General features: G+C 66.6%; 27 protein-coding genes and 2 pseudogenes. 5 read left to right on the top strand and 24 right to left on the bottom strand.

Annotation, left to right across the window (positions count from 1 at the left end):
* Positions 1 to 49: 49 nt before the first annotated feature.
* Entirely contained in the window at positions 50 to 823 is a 774-nt protein-coding gene (locus ACNKW1_RS06665) for a pteridine reductase (RefSeq protein WP_418363817.1), read from the bottom strand.
* 90 nt (positions 824 to 913) lie between these two features.
* Here ACNKW1_RS06665 and ACNKW1_RS06660 point away from each other — a divergent pair, with 90 nt between their 5' ends.
* A complete protein-coding gene (locus tag ACNKW1_RS06660; RefSeq protein WP_418363816.1) occupies positions 914 to 2089 on the top strand; it encodes a class I SAM-dependent methyltransferase in 1176 nt (391 codons plus the stop codon).
* A 15-nt stretch (positions 2090 to 2104) separates the two neighbouring features.
* Here ACNKW1_RS06660 and ACNKW1_RS06655 read toward each other — a convergent pair whose 3' ends face one another.
* From ACNKW1_RS06655 to ACNKW1_RS06635, 5 genes are read right to left on the bottom strand one after another with little or no spacing between them, the layout of a single operon-like run.
* Positions 2105 to 2908 carry an alpha/beta hydrolase gene (locus ACNKW1_RS06655; RefSeq protein WP_418363815.1) on the bottom strand — a complete coding sequence of 268 codons (804 nt, stop codon included), beginning with the start codon at positions 2906 to 2908 and terminating at the stop codon, positions 2105 to 2107.
* Complete coding sequence (locus ACNKW1_RS06650) at positions 2905 to 4125, bottom strand: multifunctional CCA addition/repair protein (RefSeq protein ID WP_418363814.1); 1221 nt, start codon at positions 4123 to 4125, stop codon at positions 2905 to 2907. The genes ACNKW1_RS06655 and ACNKW1_RS06650 overlap by 4 nt, the downstream gene beginning before the upstream one ends.
* Positions 4125 to 4769 (bottom strand): glutathione S-transferase family protein, encoded by a 645-nt coding sequence (locus ACNKW1_RS06645; protein WP_418363813.1) that lies wholly within the window; start codon positions 4767 to 4769, stop codon positions 4125 to 4127. Before ACNKW1_RS06645 ends, ACNKW1_RS06650 begins: the two co-directional genes overlap by 1 nt.
* 31 nt (positions 4770 to 4800) lie before the next feature.
* Positions 4801 to 5760: a complex I NDUFA9 subunit family protein gene (locus ACNKW1_RS06640; RefSeq protein WP_418363812.1), complete on the bottom strand. Its 960-nt coding sequence runs from the start codon at positions 5758 to 5760 to the stop codon at positions 4801 to 4803.
* Positions 5761 to 5815: 55 nt separating this feature from the next.
* Positions 5816 to 7771: a transglycosylase SLT domain-containing protein gene (locus ACNKW1_RS06635; RefSeq protein WP_418363811.1), complete on the bottom strand. Its 1956-nt coding sequence runs from the start codon at positions 7769 to 7771 to the stop codon at positions 5816 to 5818.
* Positions 7772 to 7834: 63 nt separating this feature from the next.
* Here ACNKW1_RS06635 and ACNKW1_RS06630 point away from each other — a divergent pair, with 63 nt between their 5' ends.
* Positions 7835 to 8476 carry a 5-formyltetrahydrofolate cyclo-ligase gene (locus ACNKW1_RS06630; RefSeq protein ID WP_418363810.1) on the top strand — a complete coding sequence of 214 codons (642 nt, stop codon included), beginning with the start codon at positions 7835 to 7837 and terminating at the stop codon, positions 8474 to 8476.
* Here the strand turns inward: ACNKW1_RS06630 and ilvA are convergent.
* The 17 genes and pseudogenes from ilvA to ACNKW1_RS06545 form a co-directional block, all read right to left on the bottom strand.
* Positions 8449 to 9972 carry a threonine ammonia-lyase, biosynthetic gene (ilvA, locus tag ACNKW1_RS06625; RefSeq protein WP_418363809.1) on the bottom strand — a complete coding sequence of 508 codons (1524 nt, stop codon included), beginning with the start codon at positions 9970 to 9972 and terminating at the stop codon, positions 8449 to 8451. The genes ACNKW1_RS06630 and ilvA overlap by 28 nt on opposite strands.
* Positions 9973 to 10168: 196 nt before the next feature.
* Positions 10169 to 11134, bottom strand: a complete 966-nt coding sequence (gene hprK / locus ACNKW1_RS06620) for an HPr(Ser) kinase/phosphatase (protein WP_418363808.1) — start codon at positions 11132 to 11134, stop codon at positions 10169 to 10171.
* Positions 11103 to 11588 (bottom strand): PTS IIA-like nitrogen regulatory protein PtsN, encoded by a 486-nt coding sequence (gene ptsN / locus ACNKW1_RS06615; RefSeq protein WP_418363807.1) that lies wholly within the window; start codon positions 11586 to 11588, stop codon positions 11103 to 11105. The genes hprK and ptsN overlap by 32 nt, the downstream gene beginning before the upstream one ends.
* Positions 11589 to 11728: 140 nt before the next feature.
* Positions 11729 to 12052 carry a ribosome hibernation-promoting factor, HPF/YfiA family gene (gene hpf / locus ACNKW1_RS06610; protein ID WP_418363806.1) on the bottom strand — a complete coding sequence of 108 codons (324 nt, stop codon included), beginning with the start codon at positions 12050 to 12052 and terminating at the stop codon, positions 11729 to 11731.
* A gap of 17 nt (positions 12053 to 12069) precedes the next feature.
* On the bottom strand, positions 12070 to 13527 hold the full coding sequence (locus ACNKW1_RS06605; protein ID WP_418363805.1) for an RNA polymerase factor sigma-54: 1458 nt from the start codon (positions 13525 to 13527) through the stop codon (positions 12070 to 12072).
* A 21-nt stretch (positions 13528 to 13548) separates the two neighbouring features.
* Complete coding sequence (gene lptB / locus ACNKW1_RS06600) at positions 13549 to 14271, bottom strand: LPS export ABC transporter ATP-binding protein (RefSeq protein WP_418363804.1); 723 nt, start codon at positions 14269 to 14271, stop codon at positions 13549 to 13551.
* The gene (locus ACNKW1_RS06595) at positions 14258 to 14707 is read right to left on the bottom strand and encodes a regulatory protein RecX (protein ID WP_418363803.1); all 450 of its coding nucleotides are present in this window, start codon (positions 14705 to 14707) and stop codon (positions 14258 to 14260) included. The genes lptB and ACNKW1_RS06595 overlap by 14 nt, the downstream gene beginning before the upstream one ends.
* Before the next feature lie 14 nt (positions 14708 to 14721).
* Positions 14722 to 15756, bottom strand: coding sequence for a recombinase RecA (gene recA, locus ACNKW1_RS06590; RefSeq protein WP_418363802.1), 1035 nt, complete (start codon positions 15754 to 15756; stop codon positions 14722 to 14724).
* 153 nt (positions 15757 to 15909) lie between these two features.
* Positions 15910 to 16407, bottom strand: a complete 498-nt coding sequence (locus ACNKW1_RS06585; RefSeq protein WP_418363801.1) for a CinA family protein — start codon at positions 16405 to 16407, stop codon at positions 15910 to 15912.
* 4 nt (positions 16408 to 16411) lie between these two features.
* A complete protein-coding gene (locus ACNKW1_RS06580) occupies positions 16412 to 16894 on the bottom strand; it encodes a phosphatidylglycerophosphatase A (protein ID WP_418363800.1) in 483 nt (160 codons plus the stop codon).
* Between the two features lie 38 nt (positions 16895 to 16932).
* Positions 16933 to 17892 carry a thiamine-phosphate kinase gene (thiL, locus tag ACNKW1_RS06575; RefSeq protein ID WP_418363799.1) on the bottom strand — a complete coding sequence of 320 codons (960 nt, stop codon included), beginning with the start codon at positions 17890 to 17892 and terminating at the stop codon, positions 16933 to 16935.
* A gap of 158 nt (positions 17893 to 18050) precedes the next feature.
* Positions 18051 to 18599, bottom strand: a complete 549-nt coding sequence (ubiT, locus tag ACNKW1_RS06570) for a ubiquinone anaerobic biosynthesis accessory factor UbiT (RefSeq protein ID WP_418363798.1) — start codon at positions 18597 to 18599, stop codon at positions 18051 to 18053.
* Positions 18600 to 18633: 34 nt separating this feature from the next.
* Entirely contained in the window at positions 18634 to 19545 is a 912-nt protein-coding gene (locus ACNKW1_RS06565; protein WP_418363797.1) for a U32 family peptidase, read from the bottom strand.
* Positions 19546 to 19577: 32 nt separating this feature from the next.
* Positions 19578 to 20594, bottom strand: a complete 1017-nt coding sequence (gene ubiU / locus ACNKW1_RS06560; protein ID WP_418363796.1) for a ubiquinone anaerobic biosynthesis protein UbiU — start codon at positions 20592 to 20594, stop codon at positions 19578 to 19580.
* 122 nt (positions 20595 to 20716) lie between these two features.
* Entirely contained in the window at positions 20717 to 22177 is a 1461-nt protein-coding gene (locus tag ACNKW1_RS06555; protein WP_418363795.1) for a sodium:solute symporter family protein, read from the bottom strand.
* Between the two features lie 375 nt (positions 22178 to 22552).
* Positions 22553 to 23586: pseudogene (locus ACNKW1_RS06550) on the bottom strand (IS1380 family transposase).
* 51 nt (positions 23587 to 23637) lie between these two features.
* Positions 23638 to 23733 (bottom strand): hypothetical protein, encoded by a 96-nt coding sequence (locus tag ACNKW1_RS06545; RefSeq protein WP_418364087.1) that lies wholly within the window; start codon positions 23731 to 23733, stop codon positions 23638 to 23640.
* A 32-nt stretch (positions 23734 to 23765) separates the two neighbouring features.
* Here ACNKW1_RS06545 and ACNKW1_RS06540 point away from each other — a divergent pair, with 32 nt between their 5' ends.
* The 3 genes from ACNKW1_RS06540 to ACNKW1_RS06530 all read left to right on the top strand — a co-directional run bounded on the left by ACNKW1_RS06540 (position 23766) and on the right by ACNKW1_RS06530 (position 25535).
* Complete coding sequence (locus ACNKW1_RS06540) at positions 23766 to 23888, top strand: hypothetical protein (protein ID WP_418363794.1); 123 nt, start codon at positions 23766 to 23768, stop codon at positions 23886 to 23888.
* A 736-nt stretch (positions 23889 to 24624) separates the two neighbouring features.
* Positions 24625 to 25203: a hypothetical protein gene (locus ACNKW1_RS06535; RefSeq protein ID WP_418363793.1), complete on the top strand. Its 579-nt coding sequence runs from the start codon at positions 24625 to 24627 to the stop codon at positions 25201 to 25203.
* A gap of 2 nt (positions 25204 to 25205) precedes the next feature.
* Positions 25206 to 25535: a hypothetical protein gene (locus tag ACNKW1_RS06530; protein ID WP_418363792.1), complete on the top strand. Its 330-nt coding sequence runs from the start codon at positions 25206 to 25208 to the stop codon at positions 25533 to 25535.
* Here the strand turns inward: ACNKW1_RS06530 and ACNKW1_RS06525 are convergent.
* A pseudogene (locus tag ACNKW1_RS06525) lies at positions 25492 to 26117 on the bottom strand (hypothetical protein); the annotation flags it as partial. The gene ACNKW1_RS06530 and the pseudogene ACNKW1_RS06525 sit on opposite strands and share 44 nt — an antisense overlap.

The following is a 26117-nucleotide window of genomic DNA, read 5'->3' as shown; positions in this document are numbered from 1 at the left end:
TCTGGAAGTCAATGCGGGATTATCCCAGAAAGCACGGTGCGCTACCCGATCACAAATGCACGCTGCGCCCCCCGTCGACCGCGATGATCTGCCCGGTGACGTAAGGGGCGTCGAGCATCAGAAATCGTACCGTGCGCGCAATGTCGGCAGGCGATCCCACGCGCTTGAGCAGGGTGTGTGCGATGATCCGTTCGCGCTCCTCGGGGGGAAACTGCCCGTCTTCCGGCCAGTCGATCGGCCCCGGCGCCACGCCATTGACGCGGACCTCGGGCGCGAGCTCGACGGCCAGCGATCGGGTGAGCGTGGCGAGCCCCCCCTTGGCAACGTTATAGACCGTATAGCCGGTGAGCGGCCAGTCGGCGTGGATGTCCACGATGTTTACGATGGCGCCTCCGGCGCGGCGCAAGGCGGGCGCCAGGGCCTGAGACAGGAACAGCGGCCCCATGAGGTTGGAGCCCACGAGCTCGTCCCACGCCGCGCGGTCGATGCCGCCGATCGGCGTCGGGAAGAAGCTTGATGCGTTGTTCACTAGGCCGTCCAGCCCTTCGCCGCGTGCCAGCACCTGGGCAGCGATATCCTCGGCGGCGCCGAAGCGGGCGAGGTCGCCGCGGACGGTGAAGGCCGAGTCGGCCCGGAGCGCGTTGAGCGAGGCTGCGAGCGCCTCGGCCTCGCCGGCGCTGCTGCGATAGTGCAGGACTACGCGCGCGCCCGCTGCGTGCAGGCAACGTGCGATTTCCGCGCCCACACGGCGTGCCGCGCCGGTGATGAGGATCCGCGGTGCGTGCGTGGAGCCGGAGGGGGAGGAGTGCTGCGTGTCGTTCATGCGCTTGCCCTGATGTGGTTCGCTCGGTCGGCTGCGCCCGGGAAGCTGCCGGTACAATCTCCGGCTTTCTTCGACCCTGGATCGCCGATCATGTCTGCATTGCCCCAGCCCTCCGCCGATGCGCTCATGCAGAGCGCGCGCCTGCTCGAACGCATCGAGGCCGAGATCGAGACGGCCGGCGGCTGGATTCCGTTCTCGCGCTACATGGAGCTCGCGCTCTATGCGCCCGGTCTCGGTTATTACAGCGGCGGCGCGCGAAAGTTCGGTCCTGGCGGCGATTTCATCACTGCCCCTGAGCTTACGCCCCTTTTTGGTCAGGCGCTTGCGGCCCAGGTGGAGCAGGTGATGTGCGCGAGCGAGGCAGAGGTGATCGAGGTCGGCGCCGGCACCGGCCTGCTCGCCGCCGACCTGCTGCTCGAACTCGAACACCGCGGCCGTGCGCCGGAGCGCTACGGCATCCTCGAGCTTTCGGGGGAGTTGCGCGCGCGCCAGTTCGACACCCTTGCTGCGAAGGCGCCCCATCTGGCGGGCCGCGTGCACTGGCTGGACGCGTTGCCTGACACCTTCTGCGGCGTGGTGGTGGCGAACGAGGTGCTGGACGTGATGCCGGTGCATCTGATCGTTTCGCGCGCCGATGGGCTGTTCGAGCGCGGGGTCGCCATGGCCCAGGATGATGCGGGCGTCCGACGCCTGTGCTGGGCTGACACGCCGGCGCAGGGTGCAGTCGCCGAGGCGGCAGGCGCACTCGCGCTGCCCGCGCCGCAACAGGGTGAATACGTGACTGAGCTGAACCTCGCGGGTGGCGCGTGGGTCAGCGCGTGGGCCCAGCGTCTGGTGCGTGGCGCCATGATCCTGATCGATTACGGCTATCCGCGCGCCGAGTACTACCTACCCTCGCGCGCGAGCGGCACCCTGCTCTGCTATTACCGCCACCACGCCCATGGCGACCCCTTCCTGTGGCCGGGGCTGAACGATATCACCGCGTTCGTGGATTTCACTGCGGTGGCGGAGGCGGGCTTTGCTGCCGGCCTGGATGTGCAGGGCTATACCACGCAGGCACAGTTCCTCTTCAACTGCGGCGTGCTCGACTGCCTCGCCCGCCGTGGCCCGCAGGAAAGTGCGGACTACATCCGCGCCGCGCGCGCGGTGCAGCGCCTGACCACGCCGCAGGAGATGGGCGAACTGTTCAAGGTGCTGGCGCTGTCGCGCGGAATCGATACGCCGCTGCTGGGCTTTGCGCGCGGAGACCGGCTGCACACCCTGTGAGCCGCCTTCCAGGGCTCAGAGCGTGCGCTCCTCCAGCCAGGCTGCGATGCGCATCGCGACCAGTTCCCAGTCGTGCTCGAGCATCATGCCGTGGCCGACGTTGGGGAAGATCTCCGCCTGACGCGCATAGGTCAGCGCGGTCATGTGCACCTGGTCGGGCGGGATCAGGGCGTCGTGCTCGGCACCCAGGATCAGCATCGGTGGGCGGTGCATGCGCGCCGGCTGCGGCAGGTTGAATAGCGACATGTCCCAGATCGCGCGGTGGGACTCGGGCTGACTGAGACGGTAGTAGCGCTGCAGCTGGTCGGCTGCGACCGGCTGGTGGAACAGTGCTTCGCGCAGGCTCTCGATGTCTACCTCGTTGCCCGCCATGATCCGGTTGAGGTCCGACAGCAGGTTGGGGCGCTTGAACATCAGCCCCACCGCCGAGCTCATCAGGCCCTGAGGCGGCACCGAGGACATCAGCACCACGGCCGGAGCGTCGTGCTGCTCGAGGTACTTCTGTACCACCAGACCTCCCATCGAGTGTCCGACCAGGATTGGCGGGGCGGGCAGGCTGGCTGCAACTTCGGCGACGTCGCGCACGTAGTCGTCGATGGAATAGGTGTCCAGCAGTTCTCGGCTACGGCTCCTGCCGTGTCCGGACAGCGAAACCGCATAGGCAGCCCAGCCTTGACGTGCGAACCAGGGCAGGAAGTGCTCTTCCCAGCACCAGGCCGAGACATAGGCGCCGTGCACGAAGAGCAGGGGATGGTCGTGGGTCGGTCGTTCGGGTGCGTGACACAGCACCTCGAGTTCGCCGAAGCGGGTGTTGTTCATTGGGGATCCTTGTTCCGCGCCTTCACGGCTGCCACACGTGCGGCGTGCAGTGCGTGCGGAATGTCTTTCTTGTCGGGACAGCTTGCGACGATTGTAGCGGCGTCGACGTTGCGTACGGCGCTCAGCGCTGTGCGCCAGTGTGACAAAGGTCGCCAGATGCCGCGATCTTCTCCGCCGCGACCGGCATGATCGCAGGCTGCGGCCTGGAGCATGAGCTCGAAGCGCTCCGGGCGTCGCAGCCCGTCGCAGCGCTCGATCAGCTTCACCATGGTTTCGGGGCGCAGCGCCTCGGCGAGCGCGAGGATGCCGTGTTCGCGCGCCACCATCTCGGCGAGCTCGCGGCATTCGGCGGGCGCCTTCAGGCGGGTGGAGACCTCGCGGGCGCGTCGGGCACTCGCCGCCTCGTGGCCATAGTGGTGGGGGAGAACATGGGCCGGCGTGTCGGTCTTGCCCAGGTCGTGGAGCAGACAGGCCCAGCGCACGGGTAGCGGTTGCTCCCCCCTGGCCGCAGTGTCGACGACGAGCAGCACATGTTCGCCGCTGTCGATCTCGGGGTGGTGCTTCTCGGGCTGGGGCACACCGAAAAGCCGATCGAGTTCGGGCAGGATCGCGGCGAGCGCGCCGCAGTCGCGCAGTACACGGATCATGCGCGAGGGCCGCTCCTCCATCAGCCCGCGGGCGAATTCCTGCCACACGCGTTCGGGGACCAGGTGGTCCACCTCACCTGCGTCGACCATGTACCGCATCAACGCCATGGTTTCGGGGGCGACATCGAAGGCGGTAAAGCGTGCGGCGAAGCGTGCCACCCGCAGGATTCGCAGCGGGTCTTCGGCGAAGGCGGGGGAGACGTGGCGGAACACGCGTGCAGCGAGATCGCGCTGGCCACCGCAGGGGTCGATCAGCGTGCCGTCTTCCGCGCGTGCGATTGCGTTGATGGTAAGGTCGCGGCGGAGCAGGTCGTCCTCCAGCGTGACCTCGGGAGAGGCGTGGCAGACGAAGCCGGTGTATCCATGGCCCGACTTGCGCTCGGTGCGTGCGAGCGCGTATTCCTCATTCGTTCGTGGGTGCAGAAAGACCGGAAAGTCGCGCCCGACCGGGCGGAACCCGCGTGCGATCATTTCCTCGGGGGTGCTGCCGACCACGACCCAGTCGCGATCCTTGACCGGCAGCCCCAGCAGGGCGTCGCGCACCGCCCCGCCAACGACATATGCCTGCATCAGCCGTAAAGATCCTCTTCCGGGATGGACTCGGTCTCGGCGCGCGCAGCCACGGCCCAGTCCTGCATGTGCGGATTGGCCAGCAGGGTGGCGAGGTACTGACCGGCCTCGCCCTCGGGCTTCACGCCATAGGTCTGGAAGCGGAAGGCGACCGGGGCGAAGGCTGCGTCGGCGAGGCTGAAGCGGCCGAACAGATAGGGGCCGTCGTTGCCAAAGCGTGCCCGGCAGTCGGTCCAGATTGCGATGATGCGCGCAATGTCGGCATCCACTTCGGGGCTGTGGCCGAAGCCGGTGTAGTCCTTGCGCACGTTCATCGGCATGCGGCTGCGCAGATTCTGGAAGCCAGCGTGCATCTCCGCGGTCACCGCGCGGGCGATGGCGCGCGCGGCAGCGTCCTCGGGTAACAGCGCAGGATTCTTCTCGGCGAGGTATTCGCCGATGGCGAGGGAGTCCCATACCGTGAAGCCATGGTCGTTCAGGCAGGGCACCTTGCCCGAAGGCGAGTGCGACAGGATGCGTTCGCGGCTGCCGGGGATGAACAGCGGGATGCGGATCTCCTCGAAGTTGAAGCCGCCCTCACGCGCGGCCAGCCATGCGCGCAGGGACCAGGACGAGTAGTTTTTGTTGCCGATGATGAGCTTCATCGCGGGCTCCGGGGCTGATGTGGGTGGAATTTCAGCGCCGCGCGTGGCGGCGGAACGGGTAGTAGAAGGCGCGCGGCCCGGCATCGCCCAGCCAGCCGGGTGCCACCGCCTCGAGTGGGGTGGCCGCAAGGCCGTAGGGCAAGGGATCGCCGTGGGCGACGTTGTCCACCCGCATCGACCGCACGTTGTCGCGGCTCATCAGCGGCTGGGGGGCGAGCTCCATCAGGCGCGCCTGCATCATCGCGATGTTCTCGGGCAGCGGGATCACCTTGCGGCGCTTGCCGACCGTGAGTTCGGACACGTACTCGACCAGCTGGCGCAGGGTATAGACGGTGGGGCCGGCGAGATCGAAGGTCTTGCCGGTGGCGTCGGGACGGACCAGGCTCTGCCAGACGGCTTCGGCCACATCTTCCACGTAGACCGGTTGGAAGCGGGCGCTGGCGCCGGCGAGGGGGATTACCGGGAACATGCGCACCAGGTCTGCGAACAGGTTGAGGAAGCTGTCCCCGCGACCGAAGACCACCGAGGGGCGCAGGATGGTCCACTCGGTCTCGGGTGTCGAGGTGCGGATGGCGGTTTCGCCCGCAGCCTTGGAGCGCTGGTATTCGGAGGGGCCGCCCGAGTCCGCGCCGAGCGCGCTGATGTGCACCAGGCGCGGCACGCGTGCGGCGCGACAGGCCGCCACGATCTTCTGCGGCAGCTCGACGTGCGCACGCGCGAAGTCCGGGCCGAAGGGCGTGCCGGGGCGCGAGTGCAGCACGCCGACCGTGTTGACCACGGCGTCTGCGCCAGCCACCAGTGCGGAAAGGGTTGCGGGGTCGTGCACGTCGGCTTCGACCACCTCGGCGTTGGGCAGCAGCAGCACATGACCGGCACGGCTGCGGCGGCGGGTAGGAAGGATGACCTTTACGCCTGCTTCGCACAGGCGGTTGGCAATGGCGCTACCGATAAAGCCGGAGCCGCCGATGAGGACGATGCGTTTCGGATTCATGGTTCGACTCGGAGGGTTTCTCGTTATTGATGCGGCGATGCCGCAGGGCTGGAGCTTACTCGCTGGCGGGCGCGGGCGCGATGGTCCCCAGGCGAGCCGTGAGCGATTGTGGCCGTTTTTCCATCATTGCGGCATAGATCACCGCGTTTGCGAGCACCTTCTTGACGTAATCGCGGGTTTCGTCGAATGGGATGGTCTCGGCGTAGATCGCGCCCTCGAGCGGGCCGCTGTCGCGCCAACGCCGCGCGCGTCCCGGCCCTGCGTTGTACCCCGCGCTCGCCAGCACCGGGTGGCTATCCAATCCTTCCAGAATCAGACGCATGTAGCTGGTGCCGAGCAGGACGTTGGTGCGGGGATCGTTGAGCATGCGTGGATGGTAGCCGTTCAGGCCGATCTTGCCCGCGACCCACTTACCCGTGGCCGGCATGACCTGCATCAGCCCCTGGGCGCCCGCACTGGAGCGTGCGGGGACGACGAAGCGGCTCTCCTGGCGCATCAGCCCATATACCCACGCCAGATCCAGCCCCTGTGTGCGCACCTGCGGCTCTACAACCTCACGGTAGGGGGTCAGGAAGCGCAGCTCGAAGTGGCTGCGTGGATTGGCGAGTTCGGCGGTGTTGATGGCGCGATCGTAGAGCTCGTTGCGCAAAGCCAAGTGCGCGGCGGCCAGGCGGAAGAACTCGTCGCGGTCGCGCACGGCCCAGATCCACTCGCGTACGGCCTCGGTGCGCAGATCGAGGCGGTAGAGGGCCAGCGCCCGCTGCAACCCCGGGTCGCGCTCTGCGGCCTCCAGCGCGGCGCGCGGCAACGGCGGGCTGGCCGGTGGCGGCAGGAAGGCTTGGCCGAGCGCCTCGCTGGCGAGCATGCCGTAGAAGTCAGGTTCTCCGGCGATGCGCTGGAAGAGCGCCTCAGCGGCCTCGCGCTCGCCGCGCGCGGCATGGGCCCGGCCCAGCCAGTAGATCCATTCGGGGCGCTCGCGCTCCTGCGCGGGGAGGGCCTCGATGCTTGCGCGTACGCGGCGCCAGTCCTGCACGCGCAATGCGGCGCGCACGCGCCAGGCGCGCTGCTCGGGCGTTGTGGTGACGTCACCGGCAGCGGTGAAGAAGTCGACCGCCTCGGGTAGCCGGCTTTGCGCGGCATGCAGGCCCATCACCACGTGGATGTAGTTCCTCTCCTCCGCGCTGAGGCGGTCCTGGATGCGCAGCAGGCGTGTCTGCGCTGCGCTTACATCCTCGCGGGCCAGACGCACCAGCGCGGCGAGTGCCACTTCGCGGCCGGCGCGCGTGACCGCGAAGTTGGGCGGCAGGCGATCCAGCCAGGGGGCGGGCGAGCGCACAGCCTGGTCGAGGGCAGCGTGGGTAGGCGCCCGTCCGGTGGGAAGCAGGGCGAGGCTGGCGAAGGCGGCCTCGGGGGTGCGCGAGTCGATCTGGCGGCGGATGCGCCACCACACGCCGTCTTCATCCACTGCGCCGCTGCTGGCGGCGCTGCGCAGTGCGGGGGCGCAGGCGTCGTGGGCCGTGAGGCGTTCATGCCACTGCTGCGCGACCTCGCCGGGCACGCTGGTGTCGCCGCTCATCAGCCGTGCCGTCCATGCGCTGCAGTGCAACTCGTCGTCGGCGTTCACCAGCCCGTCGTAGCGCTGCAGGAAGCCCTGCCAGTCGCCCTCCTTGGCCAGCCGTTTCAGCCAGTCTGCCCGCAGCCTGTCCGCGAGCACCGTGCCGGCCTCGCGCGCGAGGAATGCCTCCAGTTCGGCCTGCGGCGGAAGTTCCGGCCGGGCAAGCAGGTGCACCAGGTGCCAGTAACGCGGATAGGCGTCGAGCACGTGCGGATCGCGCACCGCGGCCAACTGCGAGAGTTGCTCGCGGTCGCCCTTGCGCAGGGCCTCGCGAGCGGCGACGATACGTTCGTCCCCTGCGGGCGCCACCGGCTGCGCGTGCGCGCTGGTGGCATGGATCAGGCCTGCGGTCAGCAGGCTTGTGAAGAAGCGGGTGGTGAAAGACGTCTTTTTCATGTTCTTCCGGGGCGGCTGCATTTCCCCGATGAATCCTGCAGTACGAATCTTCTGGTTTGCGGCATGACCCACGAGCACCCCCCCATCCCCGACGGGCAGGGCGACGCCCACGAGGCGGCACTGCGCAAGCGCCTGCGTGAACGCGCGCTCACGCACCGGCAGGCGATGCCTGCAGAGCGCCGGGCGCAGCTTACCCTGCGTATCGCCCGGCACCTTGACGAACTCGTCGCACGCCTGCAGCCCGATACCCTAGGTTTCTGCTGGCCCTATCGCGCTGAGCCGGATCTGCGTGACTGGGTGCAGGGCTGGCTGGCAGCGCGGCCGGGGCGTGTCGCGTCGCTTCCGGTGGTGTTGGAACGCCATGCGCCCATGACGTTCCGTGCATGGACGCCCGGCGTGCCGATGCCGCTCGATCGTCACGGTATTCCGCACCCCGCCGATGGTGTCGAGGTGCAGCCGGAACTGGTGCTGGTCCCGCTCAACGCCTTTGACGATCACGGCTACCGGATCGGCTATGGCGGGGGGTATTTCGACCGCACGCTCGCGCTGATGCGCACAGTAGCGGTCGGTGTGGGTTTCGAGGCCGGGCGTGTGCCGGACACCTTTCCGCAGCCGCACGACCGCCCCATGCAGTGGCTGGTGACGGAGGCGGGTGCGTTCGAGGCACGCCCCCGGAATCAGCTGGCCGACAGGAACATGCGGTAGGCTGGGTTCTCGCTTTCCGGCGTAAAGTCGTAACCCAGGCGCTGCAGGAAGTCGTCGAAGGCGGCCTTGTCCTGCGGCGGTACCTGCATACCGACCAGCACGCGACCGAAGTCGGAGCCATGGTTACGATAGTGAAACAGGGAGATGTTCCAGTCCGAGCGAAGGGTGGACAGGAAATTCATCAGCGCGCCGGGGCGCTCCGGGAACACGAAGCGGTACACCACCTCGTTTTCCGCCTGGGGCGCTCGCCCGCCCACCATGTAGCGCACGTGGCTCTTGGCGAGTTCGTCGTCGGTGAGGTCGATTGCGGGCAGTTCATGACGCGCGAGCATTTCGACCAGGCGTGCGACCTCGTTGCGGTTGTGCACGGTGACGCCAACGAAGATGTGCGCCTGCTGCGTGTCGGCGTAGCGGTAGTTGAATTCGGTGATGTTGCGGTTGCCGAGCACGCTGATGAACTTCCTGAACGAGCCGGGCTTCTCCGGAATGGTCACCGCCAGCACGGCTTCACGTTGTTCACCAAGCTCGGCGCGCTCGGCGACGAAGCGGAGGCGGTCGAAGTTCATGTTCGCGCCCGAGGCGACCGCGACCAGACTCTTTTCGCGTAACTTGTGCTGGCGGGCGTACTCTTTCGCTCCGGCGATGGCAAGTGCGCCCGAGGGCTCGAGGATGGCGCGCGTGTCCTCGAACACGTCCTTGATCGCGGCGCAGATCGCGTCGTTGTCGACCAGGATGACCTCGTCCACATACTGCTGGCACAGGCGGAAGGTTTCGTTGCCCACCCGGCGCACGGCCGTGCCGTCGGCGAAGATCCCGACCTGATCGAGTTCCACCGGTTGGCCGGCAGCAAGCGAGACTGCCATCGCGTTCGCGTCTACGGTTTCGACCCCGATGATCCGGGTTTCCGGGCGCAGGCGCTTGATGTAGGCCGCGACCCCCGCGATCAGCCCGCCCCCGCCGATTGCACAGAAGACCGCATGGATCGGCTGGGAGTGCGCGCGCAGGATCTCCATGCCGATGGTGCCTTGGCCTGCGATCACGTCGGGGTCGTCGAAGGGATGGACGAAAGTGAGCCGCTCGGACTTCTCGAGTTCCTTCGCGTGTGCGTAGGCGTCGGAATAGGATTCACCGGCCAGAACGACCTCGCCGCCGCGTGCCCGGACCGCGTCCACCTTGATCTGTGGTGTCGTGCTGGGCATCACGATCACGGCGCGTACACCGAGCCGGGCGGCAGAGAGTGCCACGCCTTGCGCGTGGTTGCCGGCCGAAGCGCAGATCACGCCACGTTTCAGCGCCTGCGGCGAGAGGTTCGCCATCTTGTTGTAGGCGCCGCGGATCTTGAAGCTGAATACCGGCTGCATGTCCTCACGCTTGAGGAAAATGCGGTTGTGCGCGCGCGCGGACAGATTGCTCGCGAGCTCAAGCGGCGTTTCGACGGCGACGTCGTACACCCGTGCGTTGAGGATGCGTTCGAGGTAATCGTTGGGGGTGTTCATGGCGGTGCCGGTGCGCTGCTGCAAAGCGGCCGAGCGTAACAGTCGCGTGCCGCCGGCGGCAAGTGCATGCTGGGCAAGCGTTCGGGGCAGGGGTATGCCCAAGCGTTTGCGCGTATGGACGCGCGAGGAGTTGGCGACTAACGGTGATGGCGACCGTGAAGGCGAGCCGGACCGTTGGCCTGTGCCACGCAGCCGCTCATGGATATCCGCCCCCGGCGCTCCGGATGTCGTCCTCACTCGCTCGGAGCGCGCGCGACTGGCGCTCGATGAACTCCTGCGTGGAGTCGATGCCGCGCAGGCGCAGGATGGTGGAGCGAACCGCAGCTTCGAGCAGCACGGCGAGGTTGCGCCCGGCGGCCACCGGGAGCACGACGCGGGCGATCTTCACGCCGAGAATGTCCTGGGTCTCCTGCTGTAGCGGAAGACGGCTCGGATCTCCCGGACCGGGCTGGCGGCGGTCGAGGTGGCAAATCAGGCGCAGGCGCATCTTGCGGCGGCAGGCGGTCTCGCCGAAGATCGTGCGGATGTCGAGGAGCCCCAGACCACGTACCTCGATGAAATCCTGCAGCATCTCGGGGCTTCGCCCCTCGAGTACAGTGGGCGCGATGCGCGAGAATTCGACCACGTCGTCCGCGACGAGGCCGTGGCCGCGTGAGATGAGCTCCAGGCCGAGCTCGGATTTGCCGGCCCCCGAGTCGCCGGTGATCAGCACGCCGAGCCCCAACACATCCATGAACACGCCATGGAGCGAGACCTTCTCGGCGAGCTCGCGCGAGAGATAGAGGCGGAGCTGGTCGATCACGCCCGCCGAAGGGTGGCGCGCGGTGAACAGCGCTACGTCGTGGGCCTCGCAGATGCCGTGCAGGATGTTGGGCACCTCGCAGCCGTCGGCGACGATGATGGCTGGCGGGTGCGCCGACAGGATCTCGTTGAGATGGTGAGCGACCTTCTCGTTGGAGTGGCGTTGCGCCCAGGCCAGTTCGGCGCTGCCGAGCACCTGCAGTCGGGTGGGGTGGATCAGATTGAGGTGGCCGACCAGATCAGCCGGCCAGATGCGCTCTTCGCCCACGCTGAGGCGGGCCTCGAGCGGCCCGCTGACGTGGATCAGGCTGAGACTGTCGCGATGGGTCTCATACAGCCGGGTCAGGCTGGTCTGCCGCATGGGCGCCCCAGTTCATGAACATCTGGTGGATGTGTGCCGCATCCGGCGCATTCAGCAGCGCTTCGCGGAATGCGCGATCGCTGAACATCTGCGCAAGTTCGGAGAGCAACTGCAGGTGTGTCTCGTTGGCCTGTTCGGGCACGAGCAGTACGAACAGCATGCTGACCGGGCGGCCGTCCGGCGCATCGAACTGGACTGGCGTGGCCAGGCGCAGGAAGGCGCCCGCTGCATCCTTGAGGCCCTTGATGCGGCCGTGCGGGATCGCGATGCCCTGCCCGAGGCCGGTGGAGCCCAGGCGTTCGCGGGTGAACAGGCTGTCGAAAACGGTGCTGCGACCGATGCCCTGGTTGTTCTCGAAAAGCAGGCCGGCCTGCTCGAAGACGCGCTTCTTGCTGCTGGCGTCGAGGTCGACCACCACATTGGGAAGTGGCAGGAGTTGGGATATCAGGCTCATTCGCAGGTGTGCAAACACGACGCCCCGGTCTTCCAGGTCGCCGGGGCGACTGTCGTTCCGGGGCGGGCGCCGCAGGCGTCGTCAAAACGCGCGCATTATAACCACAACCGCGCCCCGGTCATGGGGCTGTAACGAAAGGCTCAGTCCTCGGGGGTCTGGTGCTTCAGCGACTCGTGGTTGTGCTCGGCCATCTTCTGCTTGTATTTCTGCACCTGGCGGTCGAGCTTGTCGGTCATCGAGTCGATGGCGGCGTACAGGTCGGCATCGTCGCTTTCAACGAAGATGTCCTTGCCGCGCACGTGCAGGGTCACTTCGGCCTTCTGCTTGAGCTTCTCGACGGAGAGGATTACCGCAACGCTGGTGACGTTGTCGAAGTGGCGGATGACGCGATCGAGCTTGGAGGTGACGTAGTCGCGGATGGCCGGGGTAACTTCGACATGATGCCCGGTGATGTTGAGATTCATGGTGACTCCTGTGGTTGTCAGATGGATTTGCGCATGCTGACCGGCGGGATATTGAGGGATTCGCGATACTTGGCGATGGTGCGCCGTGCGACCACGATACCCTGCTGGCCTAGAATCTCGGCAATCTTGGCGTCGGACAGCGGTTTCTTGCTGTCTTCGGCTTCCACCAACTGGCGAATCAGCGCGCGAATCGCCGTGGAAGAGGCCGCCCCACCGGTGTCGGTGGCGACATGACTGCCGAAGAAATACTTGAGCTCGAACACGCCGCGCGGTGTCGCCATGTACTTTTGCGTGGTCACGCGCGAAATGGTCGACTCGTGCAGTTCAAGCTGGTCGGCGATCTCCCGCAGCGTGAGCGGGCGCATGGCCACAGGGCCATGATCGAAGAACTGCCGCTGCTGGTCAACGATGGCCTGGGAAACGCGGAGGATGGTGTCGAAGCGTTGCTGCACGTTGCGGATCAGCCAGCGTGCCTCCTGCAACTGGCCGCCCAGTCCGCCGCCCTGGCCGCGGTTCTGCTGCAGCAGGCTGGCGTACAGGCGGTTGATGCGCAGGCGCGGCATGGCGTCCTGGTTGAGACTGACCGACCAGCGCCCGCGCACCTTGCGTACGACCACGTCGGGCAGCACATAGCGTGTCTCGCTGGTGGAATAGCGCGAGCCGGGGTGCGGGTCGAGGCTGCAGATCAGTGCGTGCGCCGCGCGCAGCGCTTCGTCGTCCGAGCCAGTGAGCTTCTTCAGTTTGGCGAAGTTGCGTTCGGCGAGCAGTTCCAGGTGCTTGGTGGCGACCTCGAGGGCGAGTGCTCGCGTCGCGCACTCTGGCAGTGTGCGCAACTGCAGCGCGAGACATTCCTGCGGCGAGCGCGCGCCGATGCCCGCTGGTTCGAGGTTCTGCACATGGTGCAGGGCAATGCTCAGGTCTTCGAGTTCGATGCCCGATTCGGGCGGCAGCAGTTCGAGTAGTTCCTCAAGCGGCTGGTGCAGATAGCCGTCATCGTCCAGCGCCTCGACGATGAATCGCACCAGCGCGCGGTCGTGATCCGACAGCGGCGACAGGGCGATCTGCTGATCGAGGTGGTCGCGCAGCGAGATGCCGGCGGCCTGAAACTCTTGATAATCGATGTCCTCATCGTCCTCGCTGCGGCTGGAGGCCCCGGTGCCCACGCTGGACCAGTCGATGCTCTCATCCTCGCTGCTGCCCTCTCCGCCTTCGTGCTGCAGAGCCTCGCTGCCGGATTCGGCGGGGCCTTCGCCCTGCGGTGCTTCCTGGTGGGATTGTTCGCTGGGCGTGCTTGCGGCGGCGGGCAGGAACTCGCCTTCGCCCTCCTCGCGCTCGAGCATCGGGTTTTCCAGCAGGAAGCGCTCGATCTCCTGATTCAGCTCGATCGTCGATAGCTGCAGCAGCTTGATCGACTGCTGCAGTTGCGGCGTCAGTGTGAGGTGCTGCGAGAGCTTGAGCTGGAGGCTGGGCTTCATGGCGTGAGCAGGGGCGCGCAGTCAGAGCCGGAAGTGCTCGCCAAGGTAGACCTGGCGCACCTGCTCGTTCTCGATGATCTCGGTCGGTGCGCCACTGGCGAGCACACGGCCTTCGCTGATGATGTAGGCGCGATCGCAGATACCGAGCGTCTCGCGTACGTTGTGGTCGGTGATCAGCACGCCGATGCCGCGCTCCTTCAGGAAGCGGATGATCTTCTGGATGTCGATGACCGCGATCGGGTCCACGCCGGCGAAGGGTTCGTCGAGCAGGATCAGGCGCGGATCGGTGGCCAGCGCCCGGGCGATCTCGCAGCGGCGGCGCTCGCCGCCCGACAGCGAGATCGCGGTGCTGTCGCGCAGGTGGTGGATGCCGAGTTCGATCAGCAGCTCTTCGAGCCGCTCGCCGACCTTGCGCTTGTCCAGCCCCTGCAGCTCGAGCACCGCCTGGATGTTCTCGGCCACGGTGAGCTTGCGGAAGACGCTCATCTCCTGCGGGAGGTAGGAAAGGCCCAGGCGTGCGCGGGCGTGGATCGGCAGATGGGTCAGATCCTTCCCGTCCAGGGTGATCTGCCCGCCGTCCGCGCGCACGAGGCCGACGATCATGTAGAAGCAGGTGGTCTTGCCTGCGCCGTTGGGTCCGAGCAGGCCGACGACCTCGCCCGAGCCGACCTCGAAGCCAACGTCGTGCACCACGGTGCGCGCCTTGTAGCGCTTTTGCAGTCCGGCGACCTTAAGCAGACTCATCGTGGGGCTCTTTCAGCAGCTTGCGGATCAGTTCGGGTGCAAAACCCCGGGTTTGCAGGAAGCGCGCCTGGCGGGCCCATTCACGGGTTTCGGTGGGCGGCGTGGAAAATCGGCCGCGCAGCACGCTGCGAGCACGGTCGAGCTCCGATTCTACGCACTCGGTCGCGAGCGCAGCGTCGATCAGATCACGGTCGATTCCGCGCAGTGTGAGCTCCCTGCGCAGCCGTGTCTCGCCGAAGCGGGCCGACTTGCTGCGCACGAAGACTTCGGCATAGCGGCTGTCGGACTGCAGGCCGAGTTCGCCCATGCGCGCGATCACGGCCTGGATCTCGTCGTGCTCGCCATGCGAGGCGAGCTTGCGCGCCAACTCGGCACGCGAGTGGTCGCGGCGGGCGAGGTGGCGAAGCGCGCGCTCGCGCAGGCTCGGCTCGCCCATGTGCGCGGCTCCGCTCAGGCCTCGGCAGGGGCGGAAGCCGGGCTGGCAGGCGCCATCTCGGGCAGGCCGACCGCGGCGCGGACCTTGTTCTCGATCTCGCGTGCGAGCGCGGGATTGTTGCGCAGGAACTCGCGCGAGTTGTCCTTGCCCTGGCCGATCTTGTCGCCGTTGTATGCGTACCAGGCGCCGGACTTGTCGACGATCTTGCGCTCCACGCCGAGGTCGATGATCTCGCCCTCGCGTGAGATGCCCTCGCCGTAGAGGATGTCGAAGTGCGCTTCCTTGAATGGTGGCGAGACCTTGTTCTTGACCACCTTGACGCGGGTCTCGGACCCGACCACTTCGTCGCCCTTCTTGATCGTACCGGTGCGGCGGATGTCCATGCGCACCGAGGCATAGAACTTGAGCGCGTTGCCGCCGGTAGTCGTCTCCGGGCTGCCGAACATCACACCGATCTTCATGCGGATCTGGTTGATGAAGATGACCAGGGTATTGGTGCGCTTGATGTTTGCGGTGAGTTTGCGCAGCGCTTGCGACATCAGGCGGGCCTGCAGGCCGGGGAGCTGGTCGCCCATCTCGCCTTCGATCTCGGCCTTGGGCGTGAGCGCGGCGACCGAGTCGACCACCACGATGTCCACGCCGCCCGAGCGCACCAGCATGTCGGCGATTTCCAGCGCCTGCTCGCCGGTGTCGGGCTGCGAGATCAGCAGATCTTCGATGTTGACGCCGAGCTTCTCGGCGTAGCCGACGTCGAGCGCGTGCTCGGCGTCGATGAAGGCTGCGGTGCCCCCGAGCTTCTGCATCTCGGCGATGACCTGCAGCGTGAGCGTGGTCTTGCCGGAAGATTCGGGGCCGTAGATTTCGACCACCCGACCGCGCGGCAGGCCGCCGAGGCCGAGTGCGATGTCGAGCCCGAGGGACCCGGTGGAGACGGTCTGGATATCGCGCTCGACGTTGCCGTCGCCCATGCGCATGATCGAGCCCTTGCCGAACTGCTTCTCGATCTGCGAGAGCGCTGCGGCGAGAGCCTTGGCCTTGTTGTCGTCCATTGGAGTGCGTCCTGTCTGGTTGAGCGAATTATGGCACAAAGATTGCAGGCCTGCGGTCTGCCGTGCCGCCGCCATCAGTGTAAGGCCTGTATGGGAGTACAGTAAATACGTGAAGCCCTGGACGGCTGCAAGCAGTTGGAGGCAGGCCGTGATTCAATCGGCGGGCGAGGCGAGCTCAACGATACCCTGCAGGGCGCGCAGAACGGTTTGCCGACGCACGGCGTAGCGGTCGCCCGCGAAACGCAGGGTGAGCGCGCGCGCCGGCACGCTGCGCGTGGCCCACGCCAGGCACACCAGGCCGACGGGCTTGTCGGGGGTGCCGCCGCTCGGTCCGGCGATGCCGGAGACCGCCACCGCGATGTCTGCCAGGCTGCGTTCGAGTGCGCCGGCCACCATCTCGAGCGCCGTGGCCTCGCTTACGGCACCGTGTGCGGTGAGGGTGGCTGGGGACACGCCCAGCATGTCGATCTTGGCAGCGTTGGAATAGGTCACGAAGCCGCGGTCGAACCAGGCGGAGCTGCCGCTGATGGCCGTGACGGCTTCGGCGATCCAGCCCCCAGTGCAGGACTCGGCCGTGGCCATGCACCACCCGCGCCCCGCAAGTGCCGCACCGGCTGCACGCGCCAGCGTATCGAGCTCGCTGTCGTTCATGGGCTCAGGCGCCGAAGAGGGCGACCAGCGCGGCCACCGCGAGCAGTGTGTACCCTGCGGCGAAGAGGTCGTCGAGCATGACCCCGAACCCGCCTTTGAAGCTGCGGTCCGCCCAGCGCACCGGCGGCGGCTTGAGAATGTCGAAGGCGCGGAACAGCCCGACGGCCACCGCCTGCCATGCGAGGGTGCCGGGGACGAACATCAGCACCAGCCAGGTGGCCACCATCTCATCCCACACGATGCCGCCATGGTCCGGTACGCCCAGGGCCTTGCCGGTGCGCTCGGCTGCAAGCACGCCTGCGACGAAGAAGCTCGCGAGCAGCGCGAGGAAGACGAACTCGGACACCGGTGTGCGGAGGAGCGGGTAGAGAAGCCAGGCGAGCAGGGTGCCGGCCGTCCCCGGGGCCCAGGGCGACAGGCCGGAGCCGAAGCCCAGGGAGATGAAGTGGGCTGGGTGGCTCATCATCAGGCGGAGGGTGGGGCGCATCGGGGCGGATTCTCTCGGGTCGGGTGTGGGCAGGAGGGTCAGCGGAAGTGATCGTAGCCGCTGCGCGTCAGGTGCACCAGCGTGCCATCGTGTTCGCGCAGCTTCAGGGTTCCGGCTTCGGGATTCAGCGTGCCGATGCGGTGCAGCGGCAAGTGGAGCGCCTGCGACAGCGCCTCGACCTGGCCGCGTCGTTCGGGCGGGGCGCTGAAGAGCAGCTCGTAATCGTCGCCGCCGGCGAGCAGGCAGCGGTGCCAGGTCGCCTCGGGGGTCGCGGTGGCGCGCAGCGCCGCGGTGGGAAGCGCCTCGGCTTCGAGGATGGCGCCGACCTGCGAGCCGTCCAGGATGTGGCCGAGGTCGCCGAGCAGCCCGTCTGAAACATCCAGCATTGCGGAGGCGATCCCGCGCAGCGCTTTTCCGAGCCCCACGCGCGGCTGCGGACGCTGCAGCGCCTGCAGGCAGCGTGTGCGTGCGGCCCCGGCCAGGGTCGCTTCGCCCCGCAGGGCGGCCAGGCCGAGTGCGGCCAGGCCGGGCTGGCCAGACACCCAGAGTTCGTCGCCAGCTTGCGCGCCGGTGCGGGTGATGGCTGATCCGGGCGGGACCACGCCGGCGATGGTAACCGACAGCGTGAGCGGCCCGCGGGTGGTGTCGCCACCGGCGAGGTCAACGCCGAAGCGCTCCGCACACGCGAAGAAGCCCTCGGCGAAGGCCGCGATCCAGTCTTCGTCCGGCGCCGGCAGCGCGAGCGCGAGGAACGCCCAGCGCGGCTCTGCGCCCATGGCGGCGAGGTCGGACACATTGACCGCCAGGGCCTTCCAGCCCAGGTCGCAGGCGTCGGTGTCGGCGAAGAAGTGCGTGCCGGCGACCAGCATGTCGGTCGAGACGGCGAGCTGCATGCCTGCGCGGGGCTGCAGCAGGGCGGCGTCGTCGCCGACGGCGAGCACGGTGTGGCGGGGCGTGCGGGTGAAGTGGCGTCGGATCAGGTCGAATTCGGAGGGCATCGTGATGCGGGCCGGCGTGCGCGCGGAACGCCGGGGGGCGGGGCGGGCGCCTACTTTAACGCAGTCGCTGTATGTGCGAAGCCCCCGGCGCATCGGTATGCGGCGGAGGCTTCGGGGTGGGTGCCCGGCGGCTACGGCCGCGGGGCGGATGCGCGGACTCAGCGTCGTCCGGTGAGCTTCGCCTTCAGCGCGTCCCAGTCGACGGCGTCCAGAGTGTTCTTGACCAGCAGGCCGAGGTCGGTGTCGCCCTCCATGCGCAGGCGGCGGCTGAAGAACAGGGTGTCCGGGTCTTCCTCGCGTAGCGCCAGCGCCATGAAGTCGCGGGTGGTCGCGGAGATGATCAGCGCCGGCTTGGTGCCGGGCGTGGTCGTGACGCGGCGGAAACCTCTCTCGCCCAGCGTGAAATCGAGCGTGAGGCCGGCGTCGAGCACCCGCATCTGCAGGTGGTGTCCGGTGAGCGGCGCCAGCGTCTCGCGCGGCAGAATGCGACCGAGCGCGAGGTTCAGGGCCAGCGTCAGCACGTGGGTGGGCGGTTGCTGGGGCAGGCGCGACACCAGCTTCGCGAGCGTGGCGGGCACCTTGAAGTCCGGGACGCGGAAGTTCTCCAGGCGCTCACCGATGCGCTGGCGGAGGCTGCCGGGCAGGAGCTCGGCGGGCAGGAGCTCGGCGGGCAGGGGCGGGCGGGGAAGCGAGGGCAGGGCGGGCATGTTCGGGCTCCGTTGCAGGGCTGGGCAGGCTGAGTCAGGCGGCGACGTATTGTTCCACCCCGGCGCGGCCATGCCAGAACCCGTTGCAGGGCTCCTCGACCATCCATTCGCGGCTTGCGGCGAGTGCGTCGGCGGGCGCGCGCTTGCCGTCGACCGCAGCGCGAAAGATTTCGACGATGCTGCGCGTGTTCGCGCCCTGCGGGCTGATGCGCAGCACTTCGGCGTTCTGCCCCACTGCGGGCAGGTCGCCGAGCAGGTTGTGCACCCGCGCCGATTGCGTCTGCACGCCGTTCAGGGTCAGGAAGGATTCGCCTTCGCGTGTGCGCAGGGTAATGCCGTCCATGATCGACAGGCAGCGGAACTCGCAGGTGTCCTTCTGCAGGTTGAAGTGGCGTGCGGTGAAGCAGCGCGCCGAGTGCGCCAGCGGCAGGCGGCCGTAGGCGAAGACTTCGGTCTCGACCGGCTCAGCGAGCGCTGCGCGCACTTCGGCGAGGGCTGCGCCTGACATTTCGGGGGCGACCGCCCAGCGTGTGGCGCCGGAGTCGATCATCAGCTGCAGCGTGCCGGGGTTGAAGATGTTCAGCGTGGGGCCGGCGATCCAGTTTCGCACGCCGGCTTCGACGAGCAGGCGCACCGCGCCCATGTCGTTGGCTTCGACGCGGAAGCCGGGGTCGCCTTCGGCGCTCTGGCGCACGATGCGGCGCAGCACCTTGAGGTCGGACTCGGACTCGATCAGACCCTGGGTGCTCATCACCACTTCCTTGCCAGCAGCGGAAAGCACCTTGCCGACTTCAATCCAGTCCTCCAGGCGCAGTTCATGGCGGCGCGAGCACACGGTCTCGCCGAGATAGACGCTGTCGACCGGCGCTTCGGCCATGTCGGCGTAGAAATCGAGCACGCTCTGGTGCGGCCAGTAGTAGAGCAGGGGGCCGAGGGCGAGTTTCATGAGGGGTGTTCTCGTTGGGGTAGGGGCGGGGCTCACTTCCACGGGCGGTAGTAGGCGCCCAGGGTGTGGCTCTGGCCTTCGGAGACCTTGTTGAGTTCGGCCATCCAGGCGGGCAGAACGCTGAAGTTCTCCGCGCCTCCGGTCTTGAGCTTGTCGAGCGCGGCGCGCCATACCTTGGTCACCTGGGCGACATAGGCAGGGCTGCGCTGGCGGCCCTCGATCTTGATCGCGCGGATGCCGATGCGGGCAAGTTCGGGCAACAGCTCGAGGGTGTTCAGGCTCGTCGGCTCTTCAAGTGCGTAGTAGGTTTCGTCGTTGACCTCGAAGCGGCCCTTGCACAGCGTCGGGTAGCCTGCGCGCTCACCTTCGGCGAAGCGGTCGATCAGGATGCCGTTGAGGCGGGTTTCCATCCCGCGCGGGGTGTCCTCCCAGCGCACGTGCTTGCCCGGCGAGCAGGCGCCATTGCAGTTCGGGGACTCGCCCGTGGCATAGGCCGATAGCGCGCAGCGGCCCTCGACCATCACGCACAGTCCGCCGAAACCGAAGATCTCGATCTCGACCGGGGTGTTGGCGACCACGCTCTCGACCTGGGCCATCGACAGCACGCGCGGCAGCACTGCGCGCTGGATGCCGAAGCGCTCGTGGTAGTAATTGATCGCCTCGTAGCTGGTGGCCGAGCCTTGTACCGACAGGTGCAGGCGCACGTGCGGGTGGGTCTTGGCCGCATAGGCCATCAGCCCGGGGTCGGCGAGAATCAGTGCGTCGAGTCCGAACTCGGCTGCGCGGTCCACTGCCTGGGTCCAGCTCGACCAGTTGCTGGTTTGCGGGTAGGTGTTGAGGGCCAGCAGCACCTTCTTGCCACGAGCGTGGGCGTATGCGATGCCTTCACGCATCTGCGGCGGATCGAAGTTGAGGCCGGTGAAGTTGCGCGCGTTGGTGGCATCCTTGAAGCCGAGGTACACGCAGTCGGCACCGTGGTCGACGGCGGTCTTGAGGGCCGGCAGACTGCCTGCGGGGCAGACGAGCTCGATCGGGGAAGACGCGGTCATGGCAGGCGGATTTCCAAGGGAAAAAACGCCGCAACCATATACGAGGCTGGCCGCTCGCGCGTTGATTACCGTCAAACGCGGGGCGGCCGGCTGGATTTGTTGCCCGTCGCGGGGGGCGCCGTTCAGCGCGGGGTGTGGTAGGTCCCCGCTGCCGCGTGGTGCCCGCCCATGTGCGGGCGATGGTGTTGCTTCGGCCCGAGCAGGCCGCCTGCCAGCATGCCGAGCGCGCTCGCGGCCAGGCCGTACAACTGAGGTTCGATGTCGCCTTCGGGGACGAACAGTTCGAACAGGATCCAGGTCGAGAGACCGAGGATGATTGCCAGCGCCGCGCCGAGGTTGTTGGCGCGCTTCCAGAACAGCCCGGCCGCCAGCGGTACGAAGGCGCCGGCCAGGGTCACGCGGTAGGCGTTCTCGACCATCTCGTGGATCGATGATTCGGTGCTCGTCGCGTACCAGGTGACGAGTGCGGTGAACACGATCACGGTGATGCGTGTGCTGAGCAGGAAGGCGCGGTCGCTCATGCCGGGGATGAAGCCGCGCAGTACGTTCTCCGAGAAGGTCACCGAGGGTGCGAGCAGGGTGCCGGATGCGGTGCTCATGATCACCGAGAGCAGCGCGCCGAAGAAGATCACCTGCGCGTAGAAGGGCATGTACTGCAGGATCAGCGTCGGCAGGATGAGCTGCGAGTCCTGCTCCATCAGGCGCTCGACCATGGCGGGGTCGATGATGTTGGCGGTGTAGGCAAGGAACAGCGGCACGGCGGCGAAGAAGAAGTAGCTCGCCCCGCCGAGCGTGGTGCCCCACACCGCGACGGCTTCGTTCTTGGAGGAGTTCACGCGCTGGAACACGTCCTGCTGCGGAATCGAGCCCAGCGCCATGGTGGCGAAGGCGGCGATCCACGCAATCATGTCGACCATGTCGAGGGAGGGCAGGAAGTCGAACTTGCCCTCGGCCGCGGCCTTGGAAAGCACGTTGTCGAAGCCGCCTGCCATGTCGCCCGCCATCCAGGTGACCCAGACGAGGCCGATGACGATCACGATCATCTGCACGAAGGTGGTCATCGCGACCGACCACATGCCGCCGAACAGGGTGTAGACCAGCACCACGCCAGCGCCGATCAGCATGCCCTGGTTCATGCTCACCAGGTCGCTCGACAGCACGTTGAACACGAGGCCGAGGGCTGTGATCTGCGCCGCCACCCAGCCGAGATAGGACAGCACGATGCAGATCGAGAGCACCAGTTCGGTCGTGCGGTTGTAACGCACGCGGAAGAAATCGCCCAGCGTGAGCAGGTTCATGCGGTACAGCGGGCGGGCGAAGACGAGGCCGAACAGCACCAGGCACACCGAGGCACCGAGCGGGTCGGAGATCAGGCCACGGAAGCCTTCCTCCAGAAAGGTCGCCGAGATGCCAAGCACCGTCTCGGCGCCGAACCAGGTGGCGAACACCATCGCGAGCACGACGAACATCGGCAGGTTGCGGCCTGCGGTGATGTAGTCACGTGCGTTGTGCACCCGGGTGGCGGCATACAGGCCGATGGCGATGGAAACGACGAGATAAGCGACGACAAGCCAGAGCAGCATGATTAGGCCCTTCGTGATGGCGCATCCGCGCGCGATGAGCTGGGTGACGAGCGAAAGGAGGGCGGAGTTTAGCAACAGAATGCTGCTGCGGGGGCAGCGAATTCTCCTCCAAAGGCTTGATCCTAAAAACCTCACTTGAATCCGTGTTCCCCCCGGCACGCACCCGGTCCGCGAGCTCCAGCGCATGATTTTTCAGCCGCCTGAGCCGCGACTTCAGCCTGCTGCGATGCCGAGCCCCGTCTTTTCACGGCACGGAGCCTCAGCCAGTCGTTTTCCGGAGCCCGTTCTACGCCATTTTCCTGCTCCCGCGCATGCGCCGTCCTTTCGCCGCCGCGAGATGATCTCGAGTCGGGGAGTTCGGCCGCCGGATTCGCGTCATGGCGAAGCCACCGCGCTCAGCCACGCCTGCACCGCCGCGAACACCTTTACGTGCGCCGCCACACCGCGCCCGAGGTCCAGCACCAGGCGACGGGCGTGTTCGACGAACTTCGCCGCCCGGTACATGACTTCCTGCAGCACCGTCTTGATGCGCCGGCGCTTGGCCGGGTGGCGGATCGGCGAGAGCTCGCTGGTCAGCCCCAGTTGCCCGATCAGGCGCAGGCAGTTGTAGGCGAACGCGGCCAGATGCACGACCGCGTCGTTGGTGTCGAACTTGCTCGAGGTCCAGATCGGTCTTGATCTCCGAGTGGAACTGCCCGTGGGTGCCGTGGTGCTTGTAGAGCTCGATCACGTCGACCATCGCCCCATCGAGGCTGCTCCACCAGCCTTCGATCTCGATCTCGGGCACCCGCAGTCGTTGGTCCTTCTTGTCGATCGTGCGCTCGGTCACCCGCACCACCAGGCGCAGCGTGCGCTTGGCCTTCTTCCAGGCCCGCTCGATCTGCAGGTCCAGCAGCCCCACGCGCTTGCCCGGGCGGATCTCCTCGAAGGCCCCGGCCGCCTCGGCCCGCGCCACCCAGGCGGTCTTGTCCTGACGGTGCGGATTCCACTTGGTGATGAAGTCGAACGAGCGCCCGAGCCCCGCCCAGCGCTCGCGCTCGTCGGCCAGCGCGAACAGCAGCCGGGCGCTGTCGAAGCCGCTGTCGGCGCGCCACAGTACCTTCGCGTCGGCGGCGCACACTCGGCGCAGGCGCGGGAAGGCGCGCTCGAAGAAATACTCGGTCTCTAGCGCCGAATGGTGCGAGCCCGCGCGCAGCTCCAGACCGAGGTGCCAGCCCTCGTTGCTCAGACTGAGCAGCCCCACTATCGATTTGACCAGGTCCGAGGTACGCATACCCTGCGACACCGGCAGCCTCGGGTCGATCACCGCCTCCACCTGCGCCATCTTGCAGCACTGCCCGATCAGCGCTAGGCCCGAGTAGGAGGTCAGGTTTGAGCTTGGCGGACTGCTTGACTTCGAAGTGCGGCATGGTCGGTTGGGTGAAGACCGGAAAACAGAGTTATACAATTACATCAATGCTTTAAAGCGCATTGTGGCTGTTCGAGTACGGATTCAGGTCTATGACAATCTCGCCGTCGGGTCGACGCCATTTCCCCGCCGCTTTCGATACGGTCAGGCCCTCGGGGAATCTGGGCGTGACCGGGCTGGGTGAAGGACATCGGCACGCTGCGCCGTTTGATGGCGCGCGGCCTGGACAAGATTCGCGCGCATGCGCTGCTCAATTTCGCCGCGTACGGCCTGACGCGATTGGGCAATTTGCTGGCGCCGTAATTCGTTGGCGCTCGCGCGCCATTTGGACTGCGGCATTGGATTCGAAACGACGTCTTTGCAGCGACGGGAGCACTGCCGGATTGCGGCAGCAGAATCGGCTGGAAAAGCGGCTGGAATCGTCATCGGGGCGGCTCGGACCGGATCTTTTCGGCGTCGAGTTTTTCCAGCCGGGCTGGAAACCGAAGGTGAAGAGGGAATTTCCAACACCCTGTTAACGGCCATCGTCGGCCCGGGTACCCGATCGCGCGTAAGAAACCGCCGTTCGACGACATCACGCCCCACGGTTCGTCCCTTCCTCGAGCGCCTTCCTGAGGTCGTCATCGGTCAGCACAGCCTCGTTGGGGGCGACCGTCTCACTGCTCGGCAACGCGAAATGAAGCTTTTCCATGTCCTTCTTCGCGGGATTTCGCGGAGCGAGCGGCGAGGTCGTGTCGACAGGGGTCGGAGCATCCGCGGCTGTTTAGGTCGGCGCGGAAGGCGCGAGTTCCGCGCGGCTTACCCCCGATTTTCCGCACCCCTTTCGGCCGGCGCTTGACGAGCCGCTGCGTCAGTCCGCTTCCAACGAAGCGGCGACGAGCGGTAACGGCAGAGCTGTTTGACGCGATAACTTGTTTGTCATAAACTTTCGCCCGTTTCTCGCTCCCGCGATACTCGCATCGGCGTTGTCTGTGCCGTTGCCGTTTGCCGTCCCGCCACCGGATGCGAGTGCGATCTTTATTACTGGCCGAGGCACTGGATGAGAAGGACGCTTTACGTTACGGCGCTTACAAGCCTGCTGTGGCCATTCGCCGTCGCACAGGCGAAGTGCGAGGTTCCGCCTTACGAAGAGTTCGAACCCCGGCCCGTTCTCCGAAGAGATTCCGGCCTCACCGCCGTCGAACTGAGCCTGCCACCCGTGGCGACGGTCCGCATCCCGGCGGGATTCTTCAAATGGGGAATACAGCCGGACGGAAGCGTCGCATTCGGCAAGCACCCGAACGGTATCAGCGGCGGAATCGGCTACGAGACGAGGGAGACGGTATCGGTGCACAAAGAGGGCCTCTCGCCGGCCGATTTCGTGCTCTCGATCTTCCACGGCCTCGACGAGACGGGCTGCGCGTATCTCGAAGGCTTCGGATTGCGTGAGGAAGATTATCGGTTGCACGCATCTCTTGGGTCAGCAGCGGAGCTTTTTGCGTTCGGAAAGGGTGACCGGCACCACTTCTATCTAGTGCGCAGGGACAGGCCCGACTTCGTACTGAACGCGCTGTTCAGGGGCATCGACCGCTCGGAGTTCGAAGCCATCCTGTCCACCCTCAAACTCGTCTCGGAGTAGCAATGGATCCAATTACACAGGAAGAAAAAGCGGAAATGCGCGAAGTGCTGGTGCGCTTCTATGGCCCGATCGCTTCGAGGTGGAACATCACGGTTGGTACGTACGATGTTCTGGGTTGGATGGTCACCGAGAGCGCGCGATGCACGAAAGCCATGAACCTCGTCCCGCGCCCTTGGGACTTGTCGAGTCCGATGAAATGGGCGCAACGCCAGGTGCGACAGGCCTTTCTGCGCTACCTCGGAACTCCCGAAGGACGTCATTACGTTGCTTGCATGAAGATGTCGGCGATCAAGTTCCGTGCGGCCTTCGATATGGCAGCGCACGGCATTTAGTGCCTCTTTTGAATTTTGAGTGGGTAATGCGGGATCCGGAATGCCGGGCCGTTTTCGGTCTGTGGTGCGCGGGCAACTCATCGAGGATCCTGAGCAAGCCGGGCAAGGTGTGGCTGCCCGAGTGCGCGTTGCCCGCCTTGACCTCGACGCCCATCACCCGCCGCAGCCCGGCCATCAGGTAAGTGTGATAACTGTGCGAGGGTCGGCCCGGCCTCAATGGGTTGTACGACACCACGGCCCCTTCCTGCTTGCCGTAGAGCGGCTTGATTGTCGTGTCGATGTCCAGAATCCACGGCACATCGAGCAAGGGGCCAGTGCTCTCGTGCAGGTGGCCGTCGAGCCAACCGACGCCTTGGATCGCCAACAGCGCCCGCCGCAGCGCGTCCTCGCTGATTACCTTGTTCATCCCCAAGAGCCCCGGATTGACCCTGTCGCAGCGTATCGTCGTGACGTGCGAGTAGCGCCGGTGCCCCGACAGGATCGACAGCATCCAGGTGCCGAGCACATCGGCCTTGCTCGGCGCGTTCGGGCTCGAGTACGACAGCGGGCAGCGATCCTGCCAGCCCGACCACAGGCCGGTCA

Source organism: Thauera sp. WH-2 (genome assembly GCF_048321015.1).
In the GTDB taxonomy this organism is placed as follows: Bacteria; Pseudomonadota; Gammaproteobacteria; order Burkholderiales; family Rhodocyclaceae; genus Thauera.
The sequence above is the reverse complement of the archived record's forward strand: the minus strand, read 5'-3'. Positions and strand labels throughout refer to the sequence as shown.